Here is a 15,040-nt window from a genome sequence, read left to right as displayed (position 1 = left end):
TATCCTCCCTTGGTTGATATGGATTGACAAACGTTTTGCACCACTTCATTATGAATCATGCTGCTGGAAGATTCAACTGTTAAGATGAATATTTCAAAATAACTTTATAGAATTCCAGGCTGAAATGTAAATTCAGCAGGCCGTGCCCATTCCCTGACACGTTCATCACGTGATAATATAGAAACGGTATTGTTCATAACGCTGAAATGGCAGGTGTCAGATATGATTATGGTATATGCAGGGGTTGTTATCTTTCTGTTATTTGCTGCCGGCGTCATGGCCTTTCAGAACAGCAGGCTAATTGCCCAACAGGAGGCTGGAGAGTCTACGGGACGTATCAGCAGCTTGATGTATTCCGTCTATTATCAATCCTTTTCAATGAATGAAGAGCGTCCGGAAGCCGTTCCTTTGTTTCAATTCACCGTACATTCGGACGAAGAGGGGCGGCTTGCTAGCGGAGAGGTTGATAAGACGATCGCCCTTTGCCGTGTTCCAGCCGGAAGCGGGGAAATGGCACTCTCTGACGCACAGAACTGGATGCTGGGCAGTATCCGGCAGTCTGCGCTGCGGGGCGAGCAGATTCTACCTGCATCATTTACGGACAAGGCCGTGAACAAAGGGGAGAAAGAACTGATCTTCCGTTTGGAATCAGCCGTAAAAGAGGAGACCGCAGTTGCGGATCGTCATTAGCCATGTGGTCATTGATACCTGTACAAGGTGATAAGAAAACCCATACTAAAACTATATAATAGTTGGATAATATACAGATGAGAGTGAGGGACCGGGAATGTCACTGAATATCGGAGTGGAATTTGTTGTGGTTGATCCAGAGAATAGAGATTTGCAGAAACTGATTAAACGGCTGGATGATGAATTGAAATCCAGATATCCGCATGAGACGATCTATGTTGTGGATTTCTCTGATCCCAAGGTGAGGGAGATGACGTTTGTAGTGGCCTATGCCGGGAATCAGCCGGTAGGCTGCGGAGGTCTGCGCCCGCTTGCTGCTGATTCTTCAATGATGGAACTAAAACGTTTCTATGTAGACCCGGATACCCGCAAACAAGGAATTGCAAACCGTATGCTGCTGGATTTGGAGCAGAAGGCGGCAGCGGTGGGCTGCAGAGAGATCCGGCTGGAGACAGGCATCAAGCAGCCGGAAGCTATTGCGCTGTATGAGAAGCACGGCTACCGGCCGATTGATTTGTTTGGACCCTATATTGGTGATCCTGACAGCCTTTGTTACGGCAAAGTCTTGTCTTAATTAACTTTAAGCGTGATACTTGCCGGTCGGTGCATCCAGTACCCACTCCAGCATCAGGATCATATCCTCAAGCCGGCTTAACTGGGCGTTCAGCGTTTCTCGCTGCGGGCTACCGGCCGGCAGTGGTGCCAGGCGGGATTCCATGGATCTTTTTTGCAGGGTCAATTCATTAATTTTGGATTGGATCTGATGTTCGGTTCGCATGCTGGAAGCCTCCTGGCGATGATAATTTGCTTACTTCTCAAGGACTATTATAACGGATACATGGGGGTATTAGAAAATGACTATCAATGTGAAGCAACTCGCGGCAGAGAAAGCAGTGGAGTATGTGAAGGACGGAATGAAGGTTGGACTGGGAACTGGTTCTACTGCTTACTGGGCCATCCGCAAGCTGGGTGAACGGGTGAAGGAGGGATTGCAGATTACTGCTGTTGCCACTTCGGTTGCTTCGGAGAAACAGGCCCGTGAGCTCGGTATCCCCCTGGTCGGTTTCGGTGATATCGACGGTCTTGATCTGACCATTGATGGAGCGGATGAGCTGAATCATGATCTGGAGCTTATAAAAGGCGGCGGCGGTGCGCTGCTTCGTGAGAAGATCGTGGCCCGCAATAGTACACAGATGATAGTGGTGGCTGACGAGAGCAAAGCTGTTGATACCCTAGGCAAATTCCCGTTGCCAGTAGAGATTGTTGCTTTTGCCTGGGAGTGGACTGTAGCCGAGCTGGCCAAGCTGGGCTGTACACCAGAGCTTCGGCGCAGCGGGGATGTTCTGTACAAGACGGACAACGGAAACTATATTGCAGATTGCTGCTTCGGGTCCATTACTTCAGCTACTGCACTCGCAGAGTCTCTTCAGAATATTACCGGGGTAGTGGAACATGGACTGTTCATTGGTATCGCCGATATGGCAATCATCGGTAAAGCGGACGGGAGCATTGAAATCATTGAGCTCAAGAAGGTCTTATAGCAGAAGTAAACATGGCAGTTCCGGCCAAAGAGTCAAAAGAAAACATAGGCCTCCGCAGACTAGAGGTATAGGCCGGGCATTGATTATGATCCTGTTAGTAGCATACTGCTCCGCCCTTGTGTACTGGATGTTCCTGGGGTTTGGACGAACTGTTCATTCAGAAGGGCCGTTCCGGTATAACGTGCAGCCGCTTCGTACCATTGAATTATATCTAAATCTCGATAACGGAGTTTCTTTGTCAGGCAGAATAATCAATTTACTGGGCAATGTCATTGTCTTTGCACCATTTGGTTTTCTGTTGCCCTTGCTGAAGAGGAATCTGTATGCTGTCTTTCGGCTGCTTCTAGTGTCGGCAGCAGGAATACTGCTCCTGGAGATCATGCAGATGCTGCTTCGCGCCGGTAGCTTTGACATTGATGATGTGATCCTTAACCTGGCGGGAGTATTACTCGGATACCTCTTGCTGCGCATTGTGTATTTTAGAAGAAAATAGATGGAGAGGAGAATGAATTACATGCTGACAGATTTGAAGCAGCGTACCGATACAGAGGAAGTGAAGGAACTGCTGGCTTATGCCGTGATTGATGAACCGGATGCGCTCTGGCGCACCACGGTGGAATATAGCAGCAAGGCTGCATTGCAGCTCTATGGGTGGGAAGAGGAAGGATTGCTTGTAGGATTGGTAGGATTTGAGGAAACTGAAGATGGTTCGCTGGACATCCGTCATATTGCCGTACTCCCGGAGAACCGGGGAAAAGGCTATGCGCGGGGGATCATTCTCGAACTGTTGGCAGCCCGCAATCCGCGGTATCTTCTGGCTGAGACAGAGGATGAGATTGCCGCAGATTTTTACAGGAACTTGGGCTTCATGGTGTACAGTCTTGGTGAGAATCCTGCGGGTATTGAGATGTTCCGCTGTGTGTATGAAGTGGAAGTAGAAGAGGATGAAGAGTAAACAGCCAGATGCATTCGTAATTATCACATAGGCAGCATGGGCATGAGCCACTTCGCATATTTATGGCGGGGTGGCTTTTTTGTGTGAGATATATCTTTTGCAGGAATGAGTATGTGATATTGACTTGGCCGTATGAAAATATTCTGTAAGCAGATTGACTTTTTAGTCTGCAAATTATATAGTTTCACTGTGAAACTATTCTACACACGAACTATTATCAAAGATAGGAGGTTGGAATATTGAACCTTGAAGAACAATGGATTAACCGCTATGTGGATGCATATATGGCAGTGACCCGGCAGATCAACTCGCAGATCAGGGATAGTATGGCAGAGGGATTAACCAATGACCAGTTTCTAATTATGCGGCTGATCAAAAGCCAGGCCCTGTGCACATCCACTTTTTTGGCAGAAGCAGTAGCTGTGGGGAAGAGCTCCATTACTGCAATCATCAATCGGCTGGTTGAAGCCGGATTTATTGAACGGACCCGTGATGAGAATGATCGCCGTCAAGTCTATTTGACGCTGACACCTGTAGGAAGTGAAACCTATTGTACGGCTGAAAAGCAGGTTCATGAGGTGATTTCTCCTTATTTCTCGCATTTTGAGGAACAGGATATCGAGAAATTTATCACGATGTTTGAGAAACTGGCATTTTTGATGCAGGAAACAGGAGGGAAAGACAATTGAAGACAATACTTAGAGCAAGATGGGCCATTATAGTCGTATGGCTCGCGGTAGCCGTACTATTATTTTTAACTGCACCGGGCATGTCAGATCTCGTTCGTGAGAAGGGGCAGATATCCGTTCCGGACGGCTATACCTCGACTAGAGCTTCAGAGATTATGAAGGAAGTGGCCGATACCAAAGGCGGAGAGACGCTGCATCAAGTGGCGCTAGTCTTCAACAAACCAGCCGGTCTTTCCGCAGAAGATACTGAGAGCATTAAGCAGGGCGTTGAGAAGCTTGCTGCTCAAAAAGATACGCTGAAGATCAACTCGATCACCGACCCGTTTTCGCAGTCTGAACTGAAGGACACCCTGATTGCCAAAGACGGCAAAACCCTAATGGTTGCGCTGATGGTAAGCGGCGGGGAGGAAGCGGTTAAGCAATTGCCGGATCAGGTGGATGCATTGCTTAGCGGTGTCAGTGCCGATCACTACTTAACGAGTGAAGGACTAATTACGGAGGATACCATTGCCAGTTCGGAAGCCGGACTCAAAAAATCGGAATACATTACGGTCATCTTTATTTTGCTGATTCTGTTTGTGGTCTTCCGGTCGTTTGTTGCCCCCTTTGTGCCGCTTCTGACCGTAGGGCTCAGTTATATTGTCTCGCAGTCCGTAGTAGCATTCCTGGTGGACCGCTTCGATTTTCCTTTATCGACCTTTACGCAGATTTTTATGGTTGCCGTCATGTTCGGGATCGGGACGGATTACTGTATCTTACTGATCAGCCGCTTCAAAGAAGAACTGGCTGCTGCTGAGGATACTAAAAGTGCCATTATCACTACATACCGTAAAGCGGGTGGGACTGTATTCTACTCCGGCCTTGCCGTATTCGTAGGATTTCTGGCGATCGGGCTGTCCAAGTTCGGTCTCTACCGTTCTGCGGTAGCAGTAGCCGTAGGAATCGCTGTGATGATGCTGGCACTCGTAACAGTCGTTCCTTTCTTCATGGCAGTATTGGGTAAGACACTATTCTGGCCTTCAAGCAGTAAGCTAGAGCACAGTGAGAGCCGGATTTGGGGGGCAGCAGGTTCCTTTTCCCTCAAAAGACCTTGGGCAGCTTTGCTGATCGTAGCGGCGATCGTAGTGCCTTTCCTGTTGACTTACACGGGTAAGCTGTCCTTTAACAGCATGGATGAAATTGGTTCCAACTATGCTTCAGTCAAAGGCTTTAACATCATCTCTGAGAGCTTCGGCCCGGGTGAATCCATGCCAGGCAAGATCGTCATCAAAAATGACGACCGTATGGATACCTCGGAATATATTGGACTCGCGGAGAAGATCAGCCGTGAGCTGGAAAAGGTGGAAGGGGTCAAATCAGTACGCAGTATGTCGCGTCCGACCGGCGAGCAGATCAATGACTTCCTGATTCCAACTCAAGTGGCAACCCTATCCGATGGTCTCAGTCAGAGCAATGAAGGACTGACCAAGATTCAATCGGGCCTTGAGGAAGCAAGCAAACAGCTCAGTGACAATGAGCCGAAGCTGAACGAAGCCGTATCAGGCAGCGCGAAGCTGACAGAAGGTACAACTGAGCTGAAAAAAGGTATCGATGCTCTGGGTGATGGGCTGTCACGCATTCAAAGCGGCATTCAGAGCGGCTCCGCAGGCGCCGGAGAGATCAAAACCGGACTGGCACAGGCGGCAGCCAGCGCCAAGAAGTTAGCAGATGCCAATGCATCACTGCTGGAGGGTTACAAGAAAATTGGAGCAGGACTGACGGCGCTAGACGGCGGACTTGGTCAGCTCCAGACCCAGCTTCAAGGTGTGGCGGCTGCGCTCGGCGGCTTGGATGCGTCTTTCACCGGTCTGGAAGCTACTCATCCCGATCTCTTGCAGGATGTGAACTATCAGACAATCAAAGGCACAGTAACGCAGAGTGGGGCAGGAGCGGCCCAGCTAGCAGCTGGATTAAGCCAGATATCCGGACAGTTAAAAGGAGCTGCATCAGGCCTGGATCAGGCCAATACAGGATATGCCAAAGCGGCAGCCGGACAGACTGCGCTTGCGCAGGGGCTCGACAAGCTCGTGGCGGGTATCGGCCAGCTTCAATCAGGGTTGAATCAGGCGGCTGCCGGACAAGGACAGATTGTAGATAAGATACCTTCTATTACAAGCGGCCTGAATCAGCTACAGGGCGGCCAGCAACAGCTGGCGGACGGTTTCGGCCAGCTTACAGGACAAATTGGCCAATTGACAGATGGTCTGAGCGACAGTGCGAAGGGCCTGAAGCAGATTACAGGCGGACTGGATTCGGCTCAGGATTATCTGAAGCAGATTCAGGATGCCAAAGATGATGAACTGAGTGGATTCCTGGTACCGGAAGAGGCGCTTAAGGCTGAGGGTATGGGGCAGGTATTTGATAATTATCTGTCATCTGACCGCAAGGTGATGACCATGGATGTGGTATTTACAGCTAATCCATACAGCGCAAAAGCCATCGACAGTATGGGTGATATTCAGGCAGCTGTAGACCGCGCCGTCAAAGGTACAAAGCTGGAAAATGCCGAAACGGCCATCAGCGGTGTAACTAGCACCTATAGCGATCTGCAGAAAATATCCAATGAGGATTATACGCGGACAGTTATCCTAATGTTAGGCGGTATCTTCATCATACTGGTACTGCTGTTGCGTTCGGTTATTATGCCGCTATACCTGATCCTTTCACTAGTGATCACCTACTTCACAGCACTCGGGGTGACTGAGGCGATTTTCGTACATTTGCTGAACTACTCCGGGATTACCTGGACGACACCATTCTTCAGTTTTGTAATGCTGATTGCGCTGGGTGTGGATTACAGCATCTTCCTCATGGCCCGGTTCAATGAGAACAAGACATGGGATGTGCGGGAAGCCATCCTGCACGCCATGCGTAACATGGGTACAGTAATCTTGTCCGCGGTTGTCATTCTGGGCGGAACTTTCGCTTCGATGTATCCGTCCGGCGTACTGTCGATGATGCAGATTGCTACTGTAGTCCTGTCGGGTCTTGCCTTGTACGCCCTGGTATTCCTGCCATTCTTCGTACCAGTGATGGTAAGAATGTTCGGCCGGGCCAACTGGTGGCCGTTCAGCGGATCTGCTTCGGATGACAAACCAAGAACACTAGACATGTAAAACTGGATATTTATATAACGATCAATACCAGCTGAATGGATTGTCCTTAATCCCAAAAAACCTCCGCCGCACATTACTTGTGCTGGCAGGAGGTTTTTGGTCTAGCGGATGTATGTAGCGGCTGAATTAGCGAATCTTTGCAAAATAGCTGCGAAGCGCCCACCCGCGTTCCTGGCGTTTTTTGTATTTGGGCAGTGAGCGGTAAATGGCTGTCGATTCGGCAAAAGCACGTTTGGCATCGTCAGTTCTGCCCAGTGCCTTATACATCGAACCGGCAAGATAATAGGCTTCACTGGAAGAAGATTGTATCTCCTGAAACTGGGTTACATAATGCAAGGCTTTGTCATGATCGATATTTCGGAAGGTTTCAGCGAGACGGAGATAAGGCTGTCCGTATTGGGCTTTGCGGTTGATCTCCAGACCTTGCAGCATCTGTGCTTCGCCTTCAGGCAGCAGTCCCAGCTTCAAATTCGCATAGCCCAGCTCCACCCAATACTCCGCAGATTGCTCATAGCGGTCAGCGATTTGTACAAGCAATTCCTTGGCTTCACTGTAACGCTTGCGTTCAATCAGTAGTCTTGCCAAATCGAATTTGGCGGACACGTCATTCGGATTGAGTGAAATGGTTGTCCGCAGTCTGGACATTTGCCGGCTCCGGCGGAACGGCTTGGTGATGCTGGGGAAAATACCGACATATCGGCGGTCCAGAAAATACAGGATAACGAACAAAATGAGAAGTGCCAGAAAAGGGTTGCCCACCAGGCGGTACAGCAGTAAGAAACCGAAAATTTTAAACATGAATTCCCTCCGTTATATTGGTGTATCCGAACTTCATTCCTATAGCTGATTGCAGAGCAGGGTAATTATACCATATTGACCTTTATTTCAGATTGTTATTTTTCGTGCAGCAGGGTGAATTGACAGTCTATGGCTTAAGATTTAAGCTGAGAATATCTGCAGCTCCGCACAGGGATTTCCTGTTTTCTGCCTGCATAACTGAACGTACTCTATTTATGGGAGAAGGATGATTCATGGAATCAGGATTGGCAACAGCCGGCTTACGTCCCTTGGGACAATCCACATTAATGGTGTCGCCGCTTGGACTGGGATGCTGGCAGTTCAGCCGGGGTAAAGGCATTGTCGGGAAGTATTGGAGTAATCTGGAGGATGCGGATATTCTGGATATTGTCCGGGTGAGTCTGGAAGGGGGCATGAACTGGGTTGACACTGCTGAGATCTATGGCGGCGGTAAATCGGAGGAAGCACTAGCCCATGTGCTGGATCAGCTAAAAAGGGAGGGGAGCCCCCATGCTGCACCTCTGATTGCAACCAAATGGTGGCCGCTTTTCCGTACCGCTAATTCCATTACCTCCACGATTGATGAACGGATCCGTTGCCTCGGCGGCCGGGATATTGATTTGTACCAGATTCATCAGCCATTCTCCCTTTCTTCGATTGCCAGTGAGATGAAAGCGATGGCAGGGCTTGTTCAAGCCGGCAAGATCCGTAACATCGGAGTGAGCAACTATTCGGCCAAGCAGATGACGGAAGCCCACAGGCTTCTCCGCCAATATGGCTTGAATCTTGTCTCCAACCAGGTGAAATACAATCTGCTGGACCGGAGAATTGACCAGAACGGAACGATGGCGGCTGCGAAAGAGCTTGGAATTTCGATTATTGCTTACTCTCCGTTGCAGCAGGGCATCTTGACCGGACGTTTCCACGAGGACCCTGCGCAGATACAGGCTGTTTCCCGTATGCGGAGAATGCAGTCCGGACTTGGTGACAAAGGACTGGCCCGCAGTAAGCCATTAATCGAGAGTCTGAAGGAACTGGCAGGGAAGTACGACGTGACTCCTGGCCAAATTGCTCTTAACTGGCTGATGTATTTCAACGGCGACACGGTGGTTGCTATCCCAGGCGCATCCAAGGTCCGGCATGCCCGGGAGAATATCGGAGCGATGAGCTTCCGTCTTGAGCAAGGCGAGCTTGAGCATCTGAATGAAGTCTCTTGGACCGTTTTGAAGTGACGGATATGACTGGATAATGAACCTTTTATAATGAAACGTAGAAGACCTCCATTCCGCAGCGCGGATTTGGAGGTTTTTATTTTTTTCCTCAATGTGCAATAAAACTGTTTAGGATTGGAAGTTACGGGTTAATTAAGGGATAAGATAGTGCACAGATGCGCAAATATGGACGAACCTATATAAGGAGGTTGACTTAAATGAGTATGGCAGTACATAATCTTATGGCTTATAATCCTCACTATTTCAGACCTCAGCCCGTTGCTGATCCCAAGCCGCAAAGATCCGATGACCACACATTGAGCTTCAAGGAAATTCTGAGCGAGAAGCTGAAGGCGCAGAACGGAATGAAGAAATAATTACAATACTTCAGTATATCTATAATGATAATAAGATAGAAGCCGGATAAATCGACTAAGGTCGTTTATCCGGCTTTTTGCGTACCTTCTAATGTGGATTGGTTAAAGAAGCTAAGGTCTAACCTCATAGAATTGGCAGCTGCTGCGGGAATAATAGGTTAAGTCGCTGACTCTGGATTGAATCACGACATCCGAATCAGTAAAGCGTACAACGGTGGCTCCGGTATTCACCAGATGGTCATCCTCGAAGACTCTTACCGGCAGTTTGCGGTCAACGGCTTCCTGGAGATCGCTGTCGGTCAGCAAAGGGCGGTTAATAGGCATGATGGTACTCTCCTTTTATACAATATAACGATGCTGCGATTGCTGATAATGGAATTCAAAAATAGTATACCTGCGGGCAGCAGATAAATCCAGAAGGAACTCAAATGTGGGTCACATCTATCGTAAGTATTTCCACCATAAATCAGAAGTTTGCCTCCTCAAAAAAAAAGATCGCCTACTGTACACTAAATATAGTAAGAGAAACCTTTGAAAGGGGTACAGAGGAATGAGAAAAGCAAATCACCTGGCAGTGTCACTTGCCGCCGTTCTGCTCGTCGGTTCACTGGCAGGATGCGGAGGAAACAATAACGCCGGGAACGACGGTAAAAAAGATAATTCAGGTAACAATGCGGCAAGTACTAATGCTCCAGCAACAGAAAAGGCAGCAGATCCTGCTGAAAAAATTGAGCTCTCTTTCTGGACACTCGGTAACGTCAACTATGAAGAGTTGGGGAACCAGTATACCAAGGAACATCCGAATGTTACCATTAAGGTTCAGAACACCGGTGACCAGACCGCTCACCACAACAACCTGACGACTGCATTGTCAGCAGGTTCGGGAGCACCGGATATTTTCCAACTTGAAATCGGTTTCATGGAACGTTTCCTGGGGGCCCAGGATAAATTCTACAACCTGAACGATTATGGCGCGAAGGATATTCAAGCCAATTATCTGGACTGGAAATGGAAACAAGCCTCTTCCAAGGATGGCAGCTTCCAATTGGGTCTTCCAACAGATATCGGACCTACTGTTGTATACTACCGTACCGACTTGGCTAAAGATGCCGGTCTACCGGATGATCCAGACGGCTTCGGTGCTGCCATCGATACCTGGGATAAATTTGCTACAGTAGCCAAAGCGTTCAAAGACAAGACCGGCAAGCCGTTTGTGGATCTGACGGATCTGACTTATAACGCTCTGCGCGACCAGTCGGCTGACGAAATTTACTTCAGCAAAGCTGATGGCAAATTCATCGGTGACACGAATCCGCAGGTTAAGAAGGCATATGATTTCACAGTTAAGGGTATTCAGGAAGGATGGATCAGCAATGTAATGCTGTGGTCTCCTGAGTGGGGCCAAGGCATGAACGACGGTTCCTTTGCAGTAGTTATGGGACCTGCATGGATGGCCGGTAATATTAAGAGCAATGCACCGGATTCCTCCGGTAAATGGAAAATTGCTCAGCTTCCAGAAGGTGCCGGCAACTGGGGCGGATCATTCATCACCCTGCCGAAGGAAGGCAAGCATCCTAAGGAAGCTTATGACTTCATCCAATGGCTTGTTAATAAAGACAACCAGCTCGAATCGTTCAAGACTAAAGGTCTGATGCCTTCCATTCCTGCACTGTATGAAGATCCTGCCTTTAAGGACTTCAAGGATGAATTCTTCGGCGGCCAGCAGACTGCGGTTGAATTCGGTAAATCAGCAAACCGTGTAAAACCTGTCTACTACGGTCCTCTGCATGACCAGACGGATACGTTCTTCAAGAACGCACTGAAGAATGTACTGGAGAAGAAAGCCGATCCGGCCAAAGAGTGGGATGAAGCCGTAAAACAGGCGAAGACTCTGGCAGAACGCGGTTAATTAGTTCAATTAAGTTGTTATGATCGTCCGGATTCATGGGGGAGCAGTATCCTCCTTGAATCCGGATTTAAAAACGTTATATTCCCTGGAGGTGTGACATGGCTGAGCCCGTACTCGCGAGTCCACATGCCGAGAGCAAACGCCCTTTTTTAACTGAACAAAGACGGAGCCGCATTACTGCATATACCTTTATTTCTCCTTTCTTTATTCTGTTCTCGATATTTGGACTGTACCCGATATTCTTCACAATTTATTTATCCTTTTTTAAGTGGGATGCACTGGGTCCCATGAAATTCGTCGGTATGAAAAACTATGATCTGGTGACGAGCGACCCTACTTTCTGGATCTCTTTCACCAACACGCTCATTATGGGCCTTATGGGAACTGTACCGCAGATTATTCTTGCGCTGCTGCTGGCAGTACTCCTGCATTCGGGGATGACCCGTTTCAAGAAAACGTTCCGTATCCTCTATTTCATGCCGAACATCACTTCGATTGTTGCCGTTACTCTCGTATTCAGTACGTTGTTCGGTAATAACGGTATGATCAACTGGATGCTGAATGGACTCGGTCTGGACAGCATGGCCTTCAACTCTGGCTGGTGGGGTGTTAAAATCGCCATTTCTTCAATGGTCATGTGGCGCTGGACGGGCTACAATGCCATTATTTTCCTATCTGGCTTGCAGAGTATTCCAATGGATCTGTATGAAGCGGCCCGCATTGATGGAGCGAGCAGAAGACAGCAGCTTACCTTCATTACCCTGCCGCTGCTGCGTCCGTTCATAATTTTTGTTACCCTGCTCTCAACGATTGGAGCATTGCAGCTCTTTACAGAGCCATATGTATTCCTGGGCCAATCCGGAACCGGATCGACTAGACAGGAAGGAATTACGATGGTGACCTATCTCTACAGTGAAGCTTTCCGTAATGGATTCTTTGGTACGGCGGCGGCTACGGCAGTTCTGCTGTTCCTCGTCACGATTATTTTCTCCTTGCTTAATATGCTGGTCTCAAGCCGCATGGGCGGAGATACAGGAGGGAAAAAAGCGTGAGCACACTGCGTATGTTCAAAAAAAATCCGGACGATCTCGGCCTTTTCGGTAAGTTCTGGTTCTATGTTCTGCTAATTCTCGGGGCCCTGGTGTCCATCTTCCCGTTTTACTGGATGTTTGTGGTAGGTACCAATGACAAAGGTGCTGTATTCCATGTGCCGCCGCTCTTGACCATCGGGGATCAGTTCATTGACAACTTCAAGCGTGTACTGGATAAATCGGATTTCTTCCAGGCACTGGGCAACTCCCTGTTTGTATCATCAATGGTGACGGTTTCGGTCGTATTCTTCTGCACACTGGCCGGTTATGCGTTTGCCAAATATGAGTTTCCGTTCAAAAATGTACTATTCTACTTCGTCATTGCCACCCTGTTCGTGCCGCAGCAGCTCGGAGTATTGCCAACCTATGTCATTATGGCCAAACTGCACTGGATCGACAGTTTCAAAGCGCTGATTGTACCAGCGATGGTTAATGCCTTCGGGATCTTCTGGATGCGCCAGTACATTTCCACAGCTGTACATACGGAGCTGATTGAAGCCGGTCGGATCGACGGCGGAGGTCATTTCCGTATCTTCTGGAACATTGCAATTCCTGTCATTACACCAGCTATGGCTACGCTTGGTATTCTAAATTTCATGACCGTATGGAATGATTTCTTCTGGCCGCTCGTCGTGCTGAAGAACAAAGAGAATTTCACCATTCAGATTGCATTGCAGCAGCTGTTCACCACGCGTGACGGCCTGGATTATGGAATGATTATGTCTGCAACATTCACCGCAACACTACCGCTGCTCGTTGTATTCCTGCTCTTCAGCCGCTGGGTCATTGCCGGACTTACGTCGGGTGCGATCAAGAGCTAAGAGGAATTAAGGATTGCCGTGAAGAATAATAAGGACATAGGACAGCAGGAGGAAGGGAAGGATTTATGAAGCTCCGCCGCAAAATATTGTTCGCTATTATTCTTCTCGTGTTCATCCCCGTCATTGTGATGGGAAGTGTGACCTACGTTAATTTTTCCAATGCCATGGAGAAGAAATCCAGCAATTTCTACTGGATCTCCCTTCTGGAAACCGACCGCAAGCTGAAGTTTGCGCTCAGTGAAATCTCATCCATAACCAATTCGGCCATTACACAGCCGGCGATTCAGCAGTCACTGAAGCAGCCGGATTTTGTGCTGACGTATGACCGTAAGCAGGAGATCAATAATCTGCTGATCAATCATCCTATGATTACATCCTTTAGTTTGTATGGCAAAGACCGCTTATTGTATCAATACAACGCTCCGATGTCCTTCGCTGACATGCGGAAGCAAGTCTGGTATGGGGCAATGGAGGGCGCAGAGGGGCGCCCTGTCTGGTCTGGTCCAGGGGAGAACGGTTCGGAAGCTTCGGGTCACCCTGTGCTGGTGCAGGCCAGAATTATTAAGGATTATTATTCGCTGGAAGATATCGGCTATCTGGTGGTGTATGTGAAGCCGGATTTGCTGGATCAAATCTTCTGGGAAGCCGCCACACTGAAAAAAGGGGATATTCTGCTGGTGAACAAGCAGGGGAACATCGTCTTTACCAAATCCGGAGAGCATATCGGACAACGAACGGATTTTCCTTTTTTACAGGATAACTATTCTCAGGATGAGGATTATTACATCGACAATTATCAGGGGGAGAAATCACTGATTACTTTCCTCCCTTCACATAATGCAGACTGGTATTTGGCAGCGATTACACCGATGAATCTGATATCATCAGAGTCAGTCTCCATCCGCAATATTGCGCTCATACTGGGTGCGGTCTCGCTGATATCTGCTTTTTTATTTGACCATTATTTTGTGCGCAGGCTTGTGCGCAGCATCAACAGTGCAGTGAACGGTATGAAACGGGTGAAGCAGGGGATTTTTACACCCATTACCATTCCCCCTCGTGCCGACGATGAGAGCGATTCGCTGATTGACGGTTTTAACCGGATGAGCTCGCAGATCGTAGAACTGATCGAGCAGGTGCAGACGGAGCAGGGCCGTAAGAAGGAAGCGGAGATGCAGGCGCTGATGGCACAGATTAACCCGCATTTCATCTATAATTCACTGGAATCCATCAATTCCATGGCTATACTGGCAGGCAACCGGGATATCAGTAAAATGGTGATCTCGCTTGGTAAGCTGCTGAGGATCAGCATCAGTCAGAATCAGGAACTGATTCCGCTGCAGATGGAGTTTGAGCATGTCCGCCATTATCTGGATATCCAGAAATTCCGTTTTGAAGACAAGTTCTCTTATGCGCTGGAGCTGCCGGATTCCCTTAAGTATCTGATGACTCAAAAGCTCATAGTTCAGCCCATTGTCGAGAATGCCTTATACCATGCCATTGAACAGATGGAGGAGCATGGAGTGATTACAATCTCTGCGGAGGAGATGGGAAGGGATCTGATTATTATTGTCAAGGATAATGGCCCGGGCTTTGATCTTGCTACGATGATGAGTCTGTGGAATAAGGAACGCATCAATCCGAAAAAATACAGCGACAGCGGGGTCGGGCTTAAAAATGTGCATGAGCGCCTGAAGATCAGGTTCGGCAATCCTTATGGCATTGTAGTCTGTTCCTCCCCAGGTTTCGGGTCAACGATATGTATCCGCATTCCGAGAATTCTGCCATGACGGGGGCTGACGG

Annotated in this window: 16 protein-coding genes; 13 read left to right on the top strand and 3 right to left on the bottom strand. The window is 48.5% G+C overall.

Annotation, left to right across the window (positions count from 1 at the left end; all coding sequences use genetic code 11):
• Positions 1–222: 222 nt before the first annotated feature.
• Together ACAN54_RS04835 and ACAN54_RS04830 are read left to right on the top strand one after the other, a co-directional pair.
• Positions 223–690, top strand: coding sequence for a hypothetical protein (locus ACAN54_RS04835; RefSeq protein ID WP_379153119.1), 468 nt, complete (start codon positions 223–225; stop codon positions 688–690).
• Between the two features lie 97 nt (positions 691–787).
• On the top strand, positions 788–1,264 hold the full coding sequence (locus tag ACAN54_RS04830; RefSeq protein WP_379153117.1) for a GNAT family N-acetyltransferase: 477 nt from the start codon (positions 788–790) through the stop codon (positions 1,262–1,264).
• Between the two features lie 6 nt (positions 1,265–1,270).
• On the opposite strand, the gene ACAN54_RS04825 is transcribed toward ACAN54_RS04830, so the two are convergent.
• On the bottom strand, positions 1,271–1,468 hold the full coding sequence (locus ACAN54_RS04825; protein WP_379153115.1) for a hypothetical protein: 198 nt from the start codon (positions 1,466–1,468) through the stop codon (positions 1,271–1,273).
• A gap of 76 nt (positions 1,469–1,544) precedes the next feature.
• Between ACAN54_RS04825 and rpiA the strand changes: the two genes are divergently transcribed.
• From rpiA to ACAN54_RS04800, 5 genes are all read left to right on the top strand, one after another.
• Positions 1,545–2,231 carry a ribose-5-phosphate isomerase RpiA gene (gene rpiA, locus ACAN54_RS04820; protein ID WP_379153113.1) on the top strand — a complete coding sequence of 229 codons (687 nt, stop codon included), beginning with the start codon at positions 1,545–1,547 and terminating at the stop codon, positions 2,229–2,231.
• Entirely contained in the window at positions 2,143–2,724 is a 582-nt protein-coding gene (locus tag ACAN54_RS04815; RefSeq protein ID WP_379153111.1) for a VanZ family protein, read from the top strand. The genes rpiA and ACAN54_RS04815 overlap by 89 nt, the downstream gene beginning before the upstream one ends.
• A 21-nt stretch (positions 2,725–2,745) precedes the next feature.
• Entirely contained in the window at positions 2,746–3,186 is a 441-nt protein-coding gene (locus tag ACAN54_RS04810) for a GNAT family N-acetyltransferase (protein ID WP_379153109.1), read from the top strand.
• Between the two features lie 239 nt (positions 3,187–3,425).
• Positions 3,426–3,875, top strand: coding sequence for a MarR family winged helix-turn-helix transcriptional regulator (locus ACAN54_RS04805; protein WP_379153107.1), 450 nt, complete (start codon positions 3,426–3,428; stop codon positions 3,873–3,875).
• The gene (locus tag ACAN54_RS04800; protein WP_379153105.1) at positions 3,872–7,030 is read left to right on the top strand and encodes an MMPL family transporter; all 3,159 of its coding nucleotides are present in this window, start codon (positions 3,872–3,874) and stop codon (positions 7,028–7,030) included. Before ACAN54_RS04805 ends, ACAN54_RS04800 begins: the two co-directional genes overlap by 4 nt.
• Before the next feature lie 126 nt (positions 7,031–7,156).
• On the opposite strand, the gene ACAN54_RS04795 is transcribed toward ACAN54_RS04800, so the two are convergent.
• Entirely contained in the window at positions 7,157–7,828 is a 672-nt protein-coding gene (locus tag ACAN54_RS04795) for a tetratricopeptide repeat protein (protein ID WP_379153103.1), read from the bottom strand.
• A 233-nt stretch (positions 7,829–8,061) separates the two neighbouring features.
• Here ACAN54_RS04795 and ACAN54_RS04790 point away from each other — a divergent pair, with 233 nt between their 5' ends.
• Both ACAN54_RS04790 and ACAN54_RS04785 read left to right on the top strand, forming a co-directional pair.
• Positions 8,062–9,060, top strand: coding sequence for an aldo/keto reductase (locus ACAN54_RS04790; protein ID WP_379153101.1), 999 nt, complete (start codon positions 8,062–8,064; stop codon positions 9,058–9,060).
• 197 nt (positions 9,061–9,257) lie between these two features.
• On the top strand, positions 9,258–9,416 hold the full coding sequence (locus tag ACAN54_RS04785) for a hypothetical protein (protein WP_379153099.1): 159 nt from the start codon (positions 9,258–9,260) through the stop codon (positions 9,414–9,416).
• A 111-nt stretch (positions 9,417–9,527) separates the two neighbouring features.
• On the opposite strand, the gene ACAN54_RS04780 is transcribed toward ACAN54_RS04785, so the two are convergent.
• Complete coding sequence (locus ACAN54_RS04780; protein WP_379153097.1) at positions 9,528–9,740, bottom strand: hypothetical protein; 213 nt, start codon at positions 9,738–9,740, stop codon at positions 9,528–9,530.
• A gap of 226 nt (positions 9,741–9,966) precedes the next feature.
• Between ACAN54_RS04780 and ACAN54_RS04775 the strand changes: the two genes are divergently transcribed.
• From ACAN54_RS04775 to ACAN54_RS04760, 4 genes are all read left to right on the top strand, one after another.
• Positions 9,967–11,325, top strand: a complete 1,359-nt coding sequence (locus tag ACAN54_RS04775; protein ID WP_379153095.1) for an extracellular solute-binding protein — start codon at positions 9,967–9,969, stop codon at positions 11,323–11,325.
• A 98-nt stretch (positions 11,326–11,423) separates the two neighbouring features.
• Positions 11,424–12,377, top strand: a complete 954-nt coding sequence (locus ACAN54_RS04770) for a carbohydrate ABC transporter permease (protein ID WP_379153093.1) — start codon at positions 11,424–11,426, stop codon at positions 12,375–12,377.
• A gap of 11 nt (positions 12,378–12,388) precedes the next feature.
• On the top strand, positions 12,389–13,237 hold the full coding sequence (locus tag ACAN54_RS04765) for a carbohydrate ABC transporter permease (RefSeq protein ID WP_379154179.1): 849 nt from the start codon (positions 12,389–12,391) through the stop codon (positions 13,235–13,237).
• Between the two features lie 65 nt (positions 13,238–13,302).
• Positions 13,303–15,027: a sensor histidine kinase gene (locus tag ACAN54_RS04760; protein ID WP_379153091.1), complete on the top strand. Its 1,725-nt coding sequence runs from the start codon at positions 13,303–13,305 to the stop codon at positions 15,025–15,027.
• The last annotated feature ends 13 nt before the right edge of the window (positions 15,028–15,040 follow it).

Source organism: Paenibacillus diazotrophicus (assembly GCF_042610465.1).
The sequence above is the reverse complement of the archived record's forward strand: the minus strand, read 5'-3'. Positions and strand labels throughout refer to the sequence as shown.